Origin of the sequence: Microbacterium resistens NBRC 103078, from assembly GCF_001552355.1 — a bacterium.
GTDB classification, from domain to species: Bacteria; Actinomycetota; Actinomycetes; order Actinomycetales; family Microbacteriaceae; genus Microbacterium; species Microbacterium resistens.
This window is the reverse complement of sequence record NZ_BCRA01000061.1, coordinates 1-14,946: the sequence shown is the minus strand read 5'-3', so window position 1 is coordinate 14,946 and position 14,946 is coordinate 1. Positions and strand designations below refer to the sequence as shown.

The window sequence follows — 14,946 nt, the reverse complement described above, 5'->3', positions numbered from 1 at the left end:
GAGCAGGCCGACCGGGCCGGGGCCGATGACGACGACGCGGTCGCCGGACGCCACCCGTCCGCGGGCCAGGGCCCGGTGCGCGACGGCGAGCGGCTCGACGAGGACCGCGCGCTCCCAGGGGAGGTCGTCCGGAAGCCGGTGGACGATCGCCTCCGCGGGCACCAGGACGTGCTCGGCGTATCCTCCCCACAGGCCGTGGCCGTGGCTGCGCGGGATGTTCACCCCGAGCTGACGGCCGCGCGCGAGCCCCGCGCCCGGATCGTCCTGCTCGCACAGGTTGTAGCGCCCCTCCCGGCAGCGTGCGCAGGATCGGCAGGGAAGGAGCATCTCGACGGCGATGCGGTCTCCGGGACGAAGCCCCCGGGCACGGGCCGCCTCGTCGCCGAGCGCGGCGACCTCCCCGACGAACTCGTGCCCGGGGACGAGCGGGAAGGGATCCCCGATGTGGCCGGCCAGCAGGTGCAGGTCGGTCGCGCAGATGCCGACGCGGCGGATCCGGACGAGCACGTCGTCGGCGCCGGGCGCGGGAAGCGGGGCGTCGTCGACGACGATCCGATCCTTCGCGGGGAACACGACCTGACGTGTGGTCGGCGCTGCGGGGGCGTTCACGAGGGGGACTCCTTCGACCCGGGCCCCGCGTCGGTGCAGGGCGATGCCCCATGCTGTGCGCGGCTCTCCTGCCCCCTCAAGATCGACGGGTCGATCCCGCGCCGAGAGTCAATCGGCGTGCCCCCACCGACAAGTCCGCCCCGCCCCGCCGAAGCGTCGAGTGGTCAGTTTCTGTGGGTTGCGGGCGCCGGAACCCACAGAAACTGACCACTCGACAAGAGGGGCTGTGGAGAACGCGAGCGGGGTGCCGTGCGACGGCGACACGATGGGGCGCATGCACCGTCCCTCCCTGCCTCCGGGCGTCGCGGAAGGGGTCGCCTTCGCGGTCTCCGACGCGGAGGCGCTCGGCCTCAGCGCCGGTCAGCTCCGCCGCTCCGATCTCGATCGTCCGTTCCGCGGAGTGCGCGGGCGCGACCTCCGTCTCGACACGGTGGCGGATCGATGCCGTGCCTACCGCCCGGTGCTGCATCCGAACGCGGTCTTCAGCCATGCGACGGCCGCGCGCGTCTACGGACTGCCGCTGCCGCGGAGGCTCGAGGAGGAGGGGGCGCCTCTGCACGTCACCTGCGCGGAGCCGACCCGGCCGCGCGTCCCCGGCGTCGTCGGCCATCGTGAACGGAACCTCCGACGCGTGGAGTGGGGGGACCTGCCGCTCGCGGCCCCGGCGGACGTCTGGTGCCAGCTCGCACTCGTCCTGGACGACGGCGAGCTCGTCGCGCTCGGCGATGCGCTGGTGTCTCCGCGACGCCGAGGCGGTCGGCGCCATCCCGCGCTGTGCACGATCGACGACCTGCGTGCGGCGGTCGCGCGGCGGAGCCCGGCGAAGGGGACGGCGAAGCTGCGGGACGCCGTGGTGCGCGTGCGGAGCGGGACGGACTCCCCGAGGGAGACCGAGCTGCGCCTGCTGCTGATCGCGGCGGGGTTGCCCGAACCGGTCGTCGGGGTCGCCGCACGAGCGCGCGACGGCAGCGCCGTGCGGGTGGCGGGCCACATCGTGCATCCGGACCTGGCGTACCCGGAGCGGCGGATCGCGATCGAGTACGAGGGTGATCACCACCGGACGGATCAGCGTCAGTGGCGGACGGACGTCGCTCGCGTCCGTGCGCTGGAGGCGGCGGGGTGGATCGTCGTCCGTGTCACCGCGGAGGATCTCCGGTGTCCCGACGACGTGCTGCGCGACGTTCGCGCGGCCCTCGCGTCCCGCCCGTAGCCCGTTCCCCGCCCGATCCCCCTCGCGTCACCCCTCACGCGTCATGCCCCGCGCGGCACAGAGTCGAGTGGTCAGAAATTGTGGGTTGAGCGGCCTCCAACCCACAATTTCTGACCACTCGACCACGGAGGGCGGAGCGAGGGGAGCGAGGGGAGCGAGGGAGCGGGGCGAGGGGGGAATGCCGGGTCAGCGGGCGGAACGGTACTCGCTCGGGGAGATGCCGTACGCGGTCTTGAACGCGCGGCTGAAGTGCGCCGCATCCACGAAGCCCCAGCGGGCGGCGATCGCGGAGACGGGCCGGTCCGACAGCATCGGATCCAGCAGATCGCGGCGGCACTGCTCCAGGCGCCGGGTGCGGATCCAGGTCGACACGGTCGTGCCCTGCTCCTGGAAGAGGCCGTGCAGGTGACGCGTCGAGATGAAGTGCGCGGCGGCGATGGAAGAGGGGCCGAGGTCCGTCGACGCGAGGTTGCGGTCGATGTGCCCGCGGATCCGCTGCATGAGCGCCCGGTGCGGATCGGCGGCCGCGTCGTCCAGCCCCAGCTCGCGCGTGAACACGGTGGAGACGAGGTCCAGCGCGCTGTAGGCGAGGCGCGCGCCCGTGGCCCCCGCGAGCTGGTCGAGGTTCGTCGCGAGCTGGCGCAGGTACGGCACCACCATCCCGCCGAGACCCTCCTGGCCGGAGATCCGGACGGCGGTGAGCTCCCCGACCATGTCCGGGGGAAGGCTCAGGAGGTGCTTCGGGAACATCACCACCATCGTCCGGAAGTCCTCGTCGAACACGAGAGAGTAGGGACGGTCGGTGTCGTAGACCGCGAGGTCTCCGGGGGAGAGCACCGCCTCCCGGTCGTCCTGGATCAGCAGCCCGGTGCCGGCGAGCATGAGGCTGAGCTTGAAGAAGGAGCGGTCTCCGCGTGCGATGAGCTCGGGCGTGCGCTCCACGACGTGCGAGGTCGCGCGCAGGTCCGTCACGTGGACCTCGTCGACCGCCGCGCCGCGCAGGACGCTGCGGAACGTGTCGGGACGGGTGGCGCTCACCTGGAGCGGGACGAACGAGTCGGACACCGCCGAGCGGAACTCGCCCACGCTGCGCGCGACGAGCGTCGACACCGAGTCGACGGGGACTGCAGGGGCACCGGTCACGATTGATCACCTCGGGAGGGTGGGAACGACGACGTTGTATACGATCCGTTCCCGCATGCTACCACCGAGGGTCGTTCACCGCCCCGTCGCCTCGGGACGCCCGCCCGCGCGCCCCTAGAGTGGTTCCTCGGAGGCGGCCGCCGGCGGGCCGGGGAGTCATGGACGAGGGCATCACGGGTCTGATCGAGCGCGCACGCGGCGCGCTCGCGCAACTGCGCGGACCGGCACGCTCGTCCGTCGCGAGGGAGACGCTGGCGCTGCTCACGGGCGGCGCCGCGTTCGTCGTCGGCTTCGTCGTGTCGTACCTGTTGTTCTGGGGGCACGAGCTGGCGATCACCGGGCCCTGGTCGATCGGGTGGTACGCCGCGGCCGGAGGGGCGTTCGTCGTCGCGGCGGCCTTCGTCCTCGGCCGGATCTCCGTGCGACCGGTCGAGAGATCGGCCGACGAGCCGCGCGACGGCTTCGTCGTCTCCGGGGACCATCTGCGCTGGTACGACCTCACCGCGATCGCGGGCGCGTTCGCGGCCATCGCCCTGCTCGGCTGGCTCGGGATCGCCGAGCTGCTGTCGATGAGCTTCACGGATGCGCCCGTGTTCGCCTTCCCGGGGGCGATCCTGGTGGCGGTCGCGTTCGCGCTGACGGCCTACGTCGGCTTCCTCGGGGCCGCGGCGATGGATCCCATGACGCTCTCGCTCGTGCTGGCGATCTTCCTCGTCGTGGGCGCCTTCACGGCGATGCTCGATGCGACCGATCCGCACTGGTGGCGCGACAACCTCTCCGCGCTCGGCATGGCGAGCAACGAGTCCGCGCCGGCGTTCAACCTGACCCTGATCATCGCGGGCGTGCTCGTCACCACGATCGCGCGATACGCGACGGCCGGGCTCCCCGCGCAGGAACCGGTGGACCGTCGCGGCCGGTTCCTCGTCCGCGGCGGCCTCATCCTGATGGGGATCCTGCTGGCGCTCGTCGGCGTCTTCCCGGTCGACCGGTTCTTCCTGCTGCACAACACGGTGGCCACGGGGATGGCGGTGGTCTTCGCCGTCGTCGTGGTGGGGCTGCCGTGGTTCCTGCGCGGGATGCCGCGGGTGTTCGTCGGGCTCGGCTGGATCTACGTCCTCGTGATCGCGCTGCTCGGCGTGTTCTTCGCGACCGGCTACTACAACCTGACCGCCGTCGAGCTGATCGCCGCGGTGCTGATCTTCAGCTGGATCATCGTGTTCCTGCGCACGGCGAGCACCGTGCGCGGACAGGTGCCCGCCCCCGCCGGCGGGAGGGAGCAGGCCGGCAGGGGCGGGAGTCGTGCGTCGGCTACTCGACGAGCTTCCCCGCCTGGTCCACCTCGCGGATGAGCCGGCCGATCTCCTCGGGGATCGGGGGGATCTCCTCGCGCGTCACGCCCGTTCCGGGCGACCAGACGAGGTTGACCTGGAGCGCGGGGTCCATGTCCGGGTAGTCGCTGCGGTTGTGGCAGCCGCGGGTCTCGCGCCGTTCGAGCGCCGCCTCCATCGTCGCCCTGGCCGCCAGGGCCGAGGAGCGCAGATCGAAGGCGTGGGCGAGGTCCTGGAACCCGGCGATGTCGGGGTGGATGCCCACGCGGGCCATCCGCTCCTCGATCCCGTCGAGCTCGGCGAGGCCGGTGCGCAGGCCCTCCTCGTCCCGGACCACGCCGGCGTGCTCGGTCATCGTGTCGCGGATCGCGCGCTGCAGGGAGCGCACGTTCTCGGTCCCGTCCGAGGCGAGCAGGTCGTCGATCTCGGCGCGCGCCTGCGCCACCGCGGCGGAGGAGCGGCGCTGCGCGGCGAGCCCGTACGCGTGCGCGACGGCCGCGCGGCCCACGATCCGCCCGAAGACGAGCAGCTCGATGAGCGAGTTCCCGCCCAGGCGGTTCGCCCCGTGCAGTCCGCTGGAGGCCTCGCCGATCGCATAGAGCCCGTCGACGTCGGTGCGGTGGTCCTCGGGGCGGACCCAGACGCCGCCCATCGAGTAGTGCGCCGTGGGTGCGATCTCGATCGGGTCGCGGGTGATGTCGAGCATCTGCAGCTCCAGCATCGTCTGGTAGACGCGCGGCAGGCGCGTCATGATCGTCTCCCGCGGCAGATGCGAGACGTCGAGCCAGACGCCGCCGTTCGGCGTGCCCCGTCCCTCCTTGATCTCCGTGTAGGCGGCCAGCGCCACCCGGTCCCGCGTGGACAGCTCCATCCGCTCCGGGTCGTAGTTCGCCATGAAGCGCTCGCCGAGTCCGTTGCGGAGGATCCCGCCCTCGCCGCGCGCCGCCTCCGAGACGAGCGTGCCTGCGGCGTTCTCCGGCTCGAGGATCCCGGACGGATGGAATTGCACGAGCTCCGGGTCGCGCAGCCGCCCGCCGGCCTCGACGGCGAGGCGGAAGGAGTCGCCCGTGTTCTCGTCCCGGCGCGAGGACGTCCGGCGCCAGATCCGGTTGTGCCCGCCGGCGGCGAGGATCACGGCGTCCGCGTGGATGAGGTAGCGGGTGCCGTCGACCAGGTCGAAGCCGTAGGCGCCGAAGACGGTGCCGTCGTCCACGAGCAGGCGCGTGATGTAGACCGTGTCGAGGATCGGGACGTCGAGCTGCTCGGCGCGGTTCACCAGCGCGCGCTGGATCTCGAGGCCTGTGTAGTCGCCGGCAAAGGCGGTGCGCCGGAAGGTGTGCGCTCCGAAGAAGCGCTGGGAGATGCGCCCGTCCTGCTCCCGGGCGAAGTTCATCCCGTACCGTTCGAGGTCGCGGATCCCCGCCTCCGCGCCGCGGGTGACGATCTCGACGGTGCGCGGGTCAGCGAGGAAGTAGCTCTCCTTCAGTGTGTCGGCCGCGTGCTGCTGCCAGCTGTCCTCGGCGTCCATCGTGCCCAGCGCGGCGTTGATGCCGCCCGCGGCGAGGGAGGTGTGCGCGTCGTGCCGCGGGCGTTTGCCCACGGCCACCACGTCGACCCCCTGCTCGGCGACCTCGATGGCGGCGCGGAGACCCGAGCCGCCTGTTCCGATCACGAGCACGGTCGTGGAGACCAGGCGCTCGTGGCTGTGCGATGAGTTCATGCGGTCCACGCTAGGAGCGCCCTCCAGATAACTCCAATGCATAATCCTGTTCCTGACCATGCGGCTAAGGTATGGATATGAACCTCGAACAGCTTCGCGGTTTCGTCGAGATCGCCGAGGTCGGCACGTTCACGCGCGCGGCCGATCGCCTGCACCTCGCCCAGCCGTCGCTGAGCCGACAGATCTCCACGCTGGAGCGCGAGCTGGGCTCGGACCTGTTCCACCGCGCCCGCGGGCACATCACGCTGACGGCCGCCGGGGAGACCCTGCTGCCGTACGCGCGGCGCATCCTCGCCGATGCCGACGCGGTCCGCCGGGAGATGGCGGAGATCGCCGGGCTCCGGCGGGGGAGGGTGCGGCTGGGGGCGCCGCCCTCGCTGTGCGCCAGCCTCGTCACGGAGGTCGTGAGCGCGTTCCATGCGAGCTATCCCGGCATCGAGCTGGAGATCACCGAGCGCGGCTCCCGCGGGCTGACCGCGGCGCTCGCGGAGGGGGCGCTGGATCTCGCGCTCGTCACCTCGTCGGGTCCCGGTGCGGCCGCGCAGGCGAGTCTCGAACGCCTGTCCCTGCACACCGAGGTACTGCTCACCGAGGAGCTCGTGGTCGTGTCCTCCGCGGCGGAGCCGGTGCTCACCGGCGGATCGTCGATCGCGCTCGCCCAGGTCGCCCGGCTCCCGCTGATCGCGTTCCCGCGCAGCTATGACCTGCGCGCCACCACGGACGCCGCCTTCGCCGCGGCGGGGTGCGAGCCGTCGATCATCGTCGAGGGGCCGGAGATGGACACCGTGCTGCGCTTCGTGGAGCGGGGGATGGGTGTGGCCGTGGTGCCGGACATGGTTCGGCTGGGACGCCCGGGGCTGCGGGCGATGCCGCTGACCCCGCCGGGGATGACACGGACGGTCCTTCTCGCCCACCGTGCGGACGTGCGGCCGAGCCGTGCGGCGGCGGCGCTGCGCGCCGCGATCGTGTCGACGGCCGACGAGCTCGCCGCATCCGGGGCCTTCGTGACCCGGGCCTGACCGGCGTCAGTCGGCGGGGGCGGGGCGAGGGGTAGAAAATCCGATGGTGCCACCTGCTCAGAGCTGAGGGCCCGACAGTGTACCACTATGTCGGTCACGGATCGGAAACGAAGCCTGGGCGGGAGGTTGAGGAGCGAAATTCGAGAGTAACGTCACCGCCATGAAAATTCTTTCGCAACGGGGCGGAGCGCGGCGGAGGATTCTAGGAGTCCTCGGGATCGGAGTCTTGGCGGGAGGGATTATCCTCACGCTCGATTTGACGAGCGAAAGCGCGCGCGCTGATATCTATTCAAATGATTGCTGGCAGTACCCGAGCGATAAGATGATGCCCTGCCGCATGGATGATCGGAATGCCGACTATTGTACGGCGGTACCGTGGCCCGCGCACATTGGTGGGCGCTTCGGCGAGGCGATGTCGAATCTCGATGGCCAGACCATCCTCTACGACACGTACGCGAATCCGTGTGGTTCGCAGACAGACTTGGGCGGACATCTCAGCGGACAAACAGGCGAAGTGGTGCTTCCCTACGGCACTCTGGGGAAGTACCTCTGCACGAAGCTCTATTACGGAGGTAACAGCAGCGAGTGGAGATGCGATCAGGCAAGCATCATTTTCGCGCCTTACGACCCGGCCTTCGACAAGGGCGCCAATGGCTGGACCGATGCGCAGCAACAAACCGCGTGGCGCAACGTCCTCTGTCATGAGATCGGCCACGGGGTCGGTCTGTATCACGACACCGGTATCGGGGGATGCATGGACAGTGTGTTTCCCGTGCCGTCGACTCCGCGGTACTACCAACCGCACCACGTCGATCACATCAACGCGGCACACTAGGTGAAGGGGGCAGGTTTCATGAGGAGGAGTACGATCGGCGCGCGGCTGGCCGCCGTCTCGGGGGCTCTTGCCGTCGTGTGGGGGTGTGCGGCCTGTTCCGATGGCGGGAGCGTGGCAGCCAGGCCCGTCGAGGTGAGGCAGGACCTTTCAGTTGCTCTGAAGGTACTCGACTTCTCGGAGGTGACAGAGTACGTCCCGATGAGCACGACGGCGTTGGGCGAGGTCGCCGACGTTGTGATCGAGGGGAGAATTGAGCGTTGGCTTCCCGGTGGATCGACCTATACAGACAGTGGCATGTTCGTCGCCTCGGTCGTGGCGGCAGAGATCCACGCTACGTCCACGGTGCGTGCGCATGACGGTGTTCACGGTGAGGATTCGAGCATCTTCTACGTAAAGGTGATCGTTCCGACCGACGACACCGCCTCTTTCGCCGAGGACTTGCCGACCGGGATGCCGGTGCTCGCCTACCTGAACGGTCCGTTTGCGCCTGAGCTCAACGAGGCCGAGGGGTATGACCGCAAGCCGGGGTCACGGGAGGTTGAGACATCCGACACATGGCGATTCGCTGGCATGCAGGGATTCGTCGTTCAGGACGGTCCTAACGTCCTCTGGCCATCCATTGGTGTGACGGCCGCAGGCTCGATCACGGACGCAAGGCCCGGTGGGCCTCTCGACGGTCTGAGCGTCGAACAGCGCCGTCAAGCGGCCCGGTTCGAGCAACAAGTCGTGGACAGTGGGCGGTCGATTCGTGAGTTGTACTCGGCTGATCCTCGGCCGTGACGCGCTGATGCGGGGTTACTCGTCGGGTCGGCGAGCGGGAGACACGATCAGACGTCATCGAGAATCAAATGGGACCGTGCGGGGCCTTCGTGACCCGGGCCTGACCGGGCGTCAGTCGGCGGGGGCGGGGCGAGGGCGTGCGGGACGCGGCGCGCGGCGGCCCGAGGCGTCGTCCCTGCCCGCCGCCCGGGTGGCGTCGTGGGACCTCTGCAGGGCGTCGACGGTCTCGTCCGGCCGGCGCTGCGCGGTGCCGATGAACACGGCGTCGACGATCGCCAGCTGCGCGATGCGGCTGACCATGGCGCCGGCGCGGTAGGCGGACTCGCGGGCGTGGGTGAGGAGTGTGTGATCCGTCTCCGCCGCGAGTCTCGCCGTCGCCGAGGACGTCACGCCGATCGTGGTGGCGCCCGCCCTCGCCGCCGCCTGGACGAAGCGGAGCGTCTCCCCGGTGGAGCCGGAGTTCGAGAACGCGACCGCGACGGTGTTCGGCGCAGGCACGGCGGCCGCGGAGAGGGCCTCGTGCGGATCCGACAGGACGATCGCCGTGCGCCCGATGCGCAGGAGCTTGTGGCCGAGGTCGGCGGCGACGTACCAGCTGGCGCCGATGCCGTAGAGGAGGATGCGCTCCGCGGCGTCCAGGGCGTCGATGACGCGGGCGAGGGCATCGTCGTCAAGGCGCTCGATCGTCTCCTCGATCGCCAGGCGCTCCAGGATCGCGAGCTTGACGACGGCGTCGCGCAGCGAGTCGGAGGGGAGGATGTCCGAGCCGAAGCCCGCGTCGGAGTCGACGCGCGCCGACTCGCGGCCCAGCTCCGCCGCCAGGGCGCGCCGCAGTTCCGCGTAGCCGCTGAGCCCGAGGGAGCGGCAGAACCGCACGATCGACGCGACCGAGGTGCCGCACGCGGTGGCCAGTTCGCTGATCGTCAGATCCACGGCCATGGCCGGTTTCGCATGCAGGGTCTCGGCGATGCGCGCGAGGGAGGGCGGCAGGGAGCCCGCCGAGGATGCGATCATGGTGCGAATGCTCACATGGAACATTCTTCCATCTGGTAGCCCCATTTTGTAAGCTGTTTTCATGACTTCGTCGGCGACCATCGCGATCGACCTCGGCAAGAGCCGGTGCCGTGCGCGACGCATCGGCAGCGAGGAGACCGCGGACGGACCGGGCTCGCCCGGTCTCGCCGCGGCCGGAGGCGTCGACGCCGCGCTCGCCGCCATCCTCCCGATGCTCTCGGAGCTGGGAGTGTCCGCGGCGCGCGGCGCGGCCGACGACGGCGTGCTGCGCATCGGCATCGGGGCGGCCGGGGCCTGGGCGTCTCCGGAGGGGGCGCAGGCGCTCTCCGAGGCGGTGCACGCCCGGACCGGTGCGGAGGTCGCGACGGCGTCCGACGTCGTGACGGCCCACGCCGGTGCTCTCGCCGGGAGCCCCGGCGTGCTGCTCATCGCGGGGACCGGGGCGGTCGCCCTCGGCCTGGACGAGAGGGGCGCGCGGCTGATCGACGGCTGGGGGCCGGAGCTCGGGGACCTGGGCAGCGGGTCCTGGCTCGGCCGCGAGGCGGTGCGCGCCGTGCTGAGGGAGCGGGACGGACTCGGTCCCCGCACCGCGCTGACGCCGGCCCTGCACGCGCACATCGCCGAGACCTCCGACGGGCGGGAGCTGACGCCGATCGCCTGGCTCGCCGGCCCCATTCCCGTCGCCCGCCGGCTCGCCACGGCGGCCCCTCTGGTCCTGGACCTCGCCGACGCGGGCGACCCGGCGGCCCTCGCGATCCGTGACGAGGGCGTGCGGCTCCTCGTGGAGACGGCGGTGGCCGCGGCGGACGGCGCGCGCGCCGTCGCGCTGCACGGCGGCCTGACCGATCACGCCGGATACCGATCCTCCCTCGTCGCGGCGCTCGCCGCGCGAGACCACGTCGTCCGCGATTCCGCGGGCGATGCCCTCGACGGTGCCGCGCTCATCGCCGCGCGCGCCGCTGACCTCCATGAAAGGTACGTGCACCGTGCTGGATGACTCCGCGCTGGGCGACGCCCGCCGCCTCCAGGGCCTCATCGACGAACTCGCCGGCCTCGCCACCGAGTCCGCCTCCCTCGACCGGGGCGATCTGGACCTCCTTCCGACCGAGGAGCTCGTGCGGCTCATGAACGCGGAGGACCGCACGGTCCCCGAGGCGGTCGCGGCGCAGGCCGCGCCCATCGCCGCCGCGGTCGACGGGATCGTGGAGCGGTTCCGCCGCGGCGGGCGGCTCGTCTACCTCGGCGCCGGGACGGCCGGGCGGATCGGCGTGCTCGACGCGTCCGAGTGCCCGCCCACCTTCGGAACGGACCCGTCGCAGGTCGTCGGCCTCATCGCCGGGGGCGAGGAGGCGATCCGCTCGGCGGTGGAGAACGCCGAGGACGACGCGCAGGCCGCGCGAGCGCAGCTGGCGGAGATGGGGCTCGCGGCCGACGACACGGTGGTCGGGATCTCCGCGTCGGGGCGCACGCCCTACGTGCTCGGTGGTCTGGCCTACGCGCGCGGGGTCGGCGCCCTGACCGTGGCGCTCGCGGGGAACGCGCCCTCCGCGATCGGCGCCGAGGCGGACATCGCGATCGACGTCGCCACCGGCCCGGAGTTCGTCACCGGATCGACCCGCCTGAAGGCGGGCACCGCGCAGAAGCTCGTCGTGAACATGCTCTCGACGCTGTCGATGATCAAGCTCGGCAAGACCTATCGCGGCGTGATGGTGGATCTGCAGGCGACGAACGAGAAGCTCCACGCCCGTTCCGTGCGGACGATCATGCAGCTGTCCGGGGCGTCCGCGGACGAGGCCGTCGAGGCGCTCCGCTCGGCCGACGGTTCCGTCAAGCTCGCGCTGCTGCTGCTCGCCACGGGTGCGGAGCCCGCCGCGGCGGTGCGCGCACTGGAGTCGGCGGGCGGGATCCTCCGCGAGGCGATCGCCGCCCTCCGCTGACCCCGCCCACGCCTTTCGAGTGGTCAGTTTCTGTGGGTTCGGCGGCGCTCAACCCACAGAAACTGACCACTCGGCGTCACGCCGAGCGGAACCACTCGGCGGGGCGCGCGCGGCGCTCGCCCGGCGTCACGGGGCGCAGTGGCACTCGGCGCCGCCGCAGCTCGAGGGGGAACCCGCCTCGGCGTGCGCCTGGGAGGACTCGGGGACGTCCATCGCGGGGTTCTCGTCCAGGAACCCGTACGGGCGGAACTGGAACCCGGCCCTGTCCACCGGCATGATCGGCCAGTCCTCCGGGCGCGGGAAATGCGTCAGGCCGAACGTGTGCCACAGCACGATGTCCTCCCCGTCCAGCGACCGGTCGCCCGCGGTGTACGCCGGGAGCCCCGCCCCGCCCTGGTGGGCGTTCGGGAAGCGTCCGGCCGGCCAGATCTCGCCGTCCGCGTACGCCGTCCCCCAGACGTGGTGCGTCGCGAACGTGGCGCGCGCGGACACGGAGGAGGCGGGATCGGCCAGCAGCAGAGCGGTCGGCTGCGGGATGAGCTGATACGCCGTGGGCCGCCCGACCGCGTTCGTGCGCGACGCGCTCTGCACCTCCCAGACCCGCGCGACGGACGTGTCCGCGTCGCGCTGCGCCGCGTGCTCGGTCGGGAGGAGGGCCTCGGTCCATCCGAAGGCGTTTCCGAACGGGTTGTCGGGACCCATCGGGATGCGCTCCGCGTCGATCTCGACCAGCCGGTTGTCCTCGCCGTCGACGGCCACGTCCAGGCGCGCGCAGAACAGGTGCTGGTGCACGGGCGCGAAGACGCCGGGAGCGAGCTCGGTCGCGTGCCGCTGGCGGACGCCGGGTTCCCCCGCGCCGGCGAACACGATCCCGGTCGCCTTCGCCTCCAGCTGGATCGAGCCGTCCAGGCCGAAGGACCAATAGAAGCCGTAGTCGTAGTTGCCGATCGTGGAGAAGTACGACACCACGAAGCGACGGGCGCGGCGGACGTCCGAGCGGCCCTGGAGGTCCGTGTGCTTCCAGAGGATCCCGTCGTCCTCCTCGTGCATGCACACGACGTTCGGGATCCGCACGGGGTTACCGTGGTCGTCGGCGACGTACCCGTCGAGATAGCGGATGACGCCCAGGCAGTCACAGCCGAGCGCCAGGTGGTTGGCGTTCTTGCCGAGCAGGTACTCCCCGGCGTCGAAGTAGCTGATCCAGAACCGGCCGGGCGCGGTGTCGCCGTAGGGGACCACCATCTCCGGGACGCTCGCGCGGCTGAGCACGGAGCGACCGGCGAACGTGACGTCATGGAGCACGAGGCCCTCGCGGGCGTTGAACCCCACGCGCATCGACCAGTCCTCCCATTCCACGAGCGACCCGGTCACCGCGAAGCTCGGCCCGTCCGGCTGGGTGATCTCGATGGGCTTGAGGCTGGTGCGCGCCGGGCCCTGCACCTCGGGGTAGTAGTTTCCGTGACCGGCCGGGACGGGCACGTCGCCGTGGTCCTCGACACGGATCACGCTGTTCGTCGTGAGGTCGATGTGCACGATCAGGCCTTCGACGGGGTGCGCCCACGGAGAGTCGAGGTCGTCGTACCGCAGGAAGGTCAGGGACCGGATCACGCGGCGTCCCACCTCGTCGGCGCGGCCGGTGTAGCCCGGCGCGAGCGGGGAGCAGAACGCGCGCTCGGCGTGCTCGGCGAGGCCGCGCCGCGCCATCGCCGCCCGCCACTCCGGCGAGGACTTGGCGATGGCCTCGGCGCGCTCGTACTCCTCGAAGAGGTACTGCGGCTGACCGTAAGGGGGCGCGTCGTTCGGGATCCGCTCCGCACGCACGACCTCGCCGCGGGTCAGGGAGACGATCGCATCCGTGGCGACCCCGGTGGCGGTGTCGAGGAGGACGACGTCCACCCGGCGGTCGATGGGGGATCCGGGCGTCCACGCGGCGCGCTCCGCCTTCGTGGGCTCGTCCGGGAGCAGCATCGGCACGCGCACGGTGTCGCCGAGCAGGCCCTCCCGGTCCAGGATCGCCCGGGCGGCGGCGATCTCCGCGCCGGTCAGGGGATCGAGCGGGTGGCTGACGGCGAGCGTCGCGGCAACGGGGCTGTGGTGGGACATCGTCGACCTCACGGTGGGTGATTGTTTTCGAGCAGTTGCTCAATAAACGGTTGGGTCGATGGTACGTCGAGCCGGGGTCGGGGGCAAGAGGGCGTCGGAAGGGAAGGCGGGGCGCCGGCGCCGGGTTGTCCTCGGAGAGTGTGAAGGGGTGATGCGGGATGCGGGCGATGATCGCGGGGACCGAGACCGTGGTGTTCGACGTGCTCGGGACGCTGGTGGACGAGCCGGGCGGGGTGGCTGCCGCGATCGGTGCGGCGACAGGGGTGGGGATACGGCGCTCCCGGCGGCTCGCCGAGGCCTGGCTCGCGCGGGTCGCCGGGGAGCAGCGCCGGATCGCGGACGGGAAGCGCCCCTTCGTCGGATCCTCGGTGCTGGATGCCGAGGCGGCCGTCGCCGTGACGGAGCGCGTCGGGGGAGGGGCCGAGGCTCTCCGCGCCCTCGCGGTGGCCTCCCGTGGGCTGCCCGCGTGGCCGGACAGCGCGCGAGAGGTGTCGCGGCTGTCCCGGGTGGTGCCGGTCATCGGGCTGTCGAACGCGGACGAGGAGACGCTGGCGCCGCTCGCCCGTCGGGTCGGGCTGCCGCTCGGCGCGACCGTGTCCGCTGAGCGGGCCGCAGCGTACAAGCCGTCCGCCGCGGTCTACCGGGCGGCGGTCGAGGCGGCGGGCGTCGCCCCGGAGCGGATCCTCATGGTGGCGGCCCACGCCTGGGATCTCCGCGGTGCGCAGGCGGCGGGAATGCGCGTGGCCTACGTGCCGCGCCCCGGAGGCGACGAGCCGACCGCGCAGGACCGATTCGACGCCGGCTTCGCGTCCCTCGGCGCGCTCGTCGACGCGTTCGTGGAGCGCGAGAGGCGCTGACGCCTGTTCCGGGGCAGGGCGGCGGGGGTCCTCAGCGCGGGGCGCCGGTCGTGCGCCAGGGCGCCAGGACAGCGGCGAGGACCGCGCGATGGGCCGCGGGCGGCTGCGGCTCGGTGACCTCGACGATCTGCTGTCCGTAGGTCACGGCGCGAAGGAGCGCGAGCAGATCCGCGCGCGGCGTCGCGGCCTGCAGCTCGCCGTCCGCGACGGCCTCCTCGATCGCGTCGGCGAGGTCCTGGTGCCACGGTGCGGCGGTGGGCGCCCCGGCATCGGGCGCGGGGGCCAGCGCGGCCAGCCGTCCCCAGAACCCGACGACGACGTGTGCCTCGGTGCGCGTGGTCGCGTCCACAGGAAGGACCTCGGACATGAGCGCTTCGAGCCGGTCCAGCCC

Annotated in this window: 14 protein-coding genes; 8 read left to right on the top strand and 6 right to left on the bottom strand. The window is 71.8% G+C overall.

The genetic code is table 11. The features are described 5' to 3' along the window. A partial coding sequence (locus MR1_RS11260) for a zinc-dependent alcohol dehydrogenase (protein ID WP_157518078.1) occupies positions 1-609 on the bottom strand: 609 nt, incomplete at its 3' end. A gap of 274 nt (positions 610-883) precedes the next feature. Between MR1_RS11260 and MR1_RS11255 the strand changes: the two genes are divergently transcribed. Continuing rightward, positions 884-1,819, top strand: coding sequence for a DUF559 domain-containing protein (locus MR1_RS11255; protein WP_067246499.1), 936 nt, complete (start codon positions 884-886; stop codon positions 1,817-1,819). Positions 1,820-2,005: 186 nt separating this feature from the next. On the opposite strand, the gene MR1_RS11250 is transcribed toward MR1_RS11255, so the two are convergent. Next, positions 2,006-2,962 (bottom strand): AraC-like ligand-binding domain-containing protein, encoded by a 957-nt coding sequence (locus MR1_RS11250; protein WP_067246481.1) that lies wholly within the window; start codon positions 2,960-2,962, stop codon positions 2,006-2,008. Between the two features lie 158 nt (positions 2,963-3,120). Here MR1_RS11250 and MR1_RS11245 point away from each other — a divergent pair, with 158 nt between their 5' ends. Beyond that, complete coding sequence (locus tag MR1_RS11245; RefSeq protein WP_157518075.1) at positions 3,121-4,311, top strand: DUF998 domain-containing protein; 1,191 nt, start codon at positions 3,121-3,123, stop codon at positions 4,309-4,311. Here MR1_RS11245 and MR1_RS11240 read toward each other — a convergent pair. Then, positions 4,271-6,010: an FAD-binding protein gene (locus tag MR1_RS11240; protein WP_067246492.1), complete on the bottom strand. Its 1,740-nt coding sequence runs from the start codon at positions 6,008-6,010 to the stop codon at positions 4,271-4,273. The two genes, MR1_RS11245 and MR1_RS11240, sit on opposite strands and share 41 nt — an antisense overlap. A 77-nt stretch (positions 6,011-6,087) precedes the next feature. On the opposite strand from MR1_RS11240, the gene MR1_RS11235 reads away from it, so the two are divergent. The 3 genes from MR1_RS11235 (at position 6,088) to MR1_RS11225 (ending at position 8,644) form a co-directional block, all read left to right on the top strand. After that, entirely contained in the window at positions 6,088-7,029 is a 942-nt protein-coding gene (locus MR1_RS11235; RefSeq protein ID WP_067246478.1) for a LysR family transcriptional regulator, read from the top strand. Between the two features lie 160 nt (positions 7,030-7,189). Continuing rightward, positions 7,190-7,864, top strand: coding sequence for a hypothetical protein (locus tag MR1_RS11230; protein ID WP_157518072.1), 675 nt, complete (start codon positions 7,190-7,192; stop codon positions 7,862-7,864). Continuing rightward, positions 7,865-8,644 (top strand): hypothetical protein, encoded by a 780-nt coding sequence (locus MR1_RS11225; protein ID WP_067246472.1) that lies wholly within the window; start codon positions 7,865-7,867, stop codon positions 8,642-8,644. Positions 8,645-8,755: 111 nt separating this feature from the next. Here the strand turns inward: MR1_RS11225 and MR1_RS11220 are convergent, their stop codons facing one another. Next, a complete protein-coding gene (locus tag MR1_RS11220; RefSeq protein WP_231821330.1) occupies positions 8,756-9,658 on the bottom strand; it encodes a MurR/RpiR family transcriptional regulator in 903 nt (300 codons plus the stop codon). Positions 9,659-9,719: 61 nt separating this feature from the next. Between MR1_RS11220 and MR1_RS11215 the strand changes: the two genes are divergently transcribed. Next, the gene (locus MR1_RS11215; protein ID WP_067246468.1) at positions 9,720-10,655 is read left to right on the top strand and encodes an N-acetylglucosamine kinase; all 936 of its coding nucleotides are present in this window, start codon (positions 9,720-9,722) and stop codon (positions 10,653-10,655) included. Beyond that, positions 10,645-11,595, top strand: coding sequence for an N-acetylmuramic acid 6-phosphate etherase (gene murQ, locus MR1_RS11210; RefSeq protein WP_255218139.1), 951 nt, complete (start codon positions 10,645-10,647; stop codon positions 11,593-11,595). Before MR1_RS11215 ends, murQ begins: the two co-directional genes overlap by 11 nt. Before the next feature lie 126 nt (positions 11,596-11,721). Here murQ and MR1_RS11205 read toward each other — a convergent pair whose 3' ends face one another. Then, positions 11,722-13,698, bottom strand: coding sequence for a primary-amine oxidase (locus MR1_RS11205; RefSeq protein WP_067246464.1), 1,977 nt, complete (start codon positions 13,696-13,698; stop codon positions 11,722-11,724). A 167-nt stretch (positions 13,699-13,865) separates the two neighbouring features. Here MR1_RS11205 and MR1_RS11200 point away from each other — a divergent pair, with 167 nt between their 5' ends. Continuing rightward, entirely contained in the window at positions 13,866-14,555 is a 690-nt protein-coding gene (locus MR1_RS11200) for a haloacid dehalogenase type II (protein ID WP_067246484.1), read from the top strand. 31 nt (positions 14,556-14,586) lie between these two features. Here the strand turns inward: MR1_RS11200 and MR1_RS11195 are convergent. Continuing rightward, a partial coding sequence (locus tag MR1_RS11195; RefSeq protein ID WP_174522533.1) for a TetR family transcriptional regulator C-terminal domain-containing protein occupies positions 14,587-14,946 on the bottom strand: 360 nt, incomplete at its 5' end.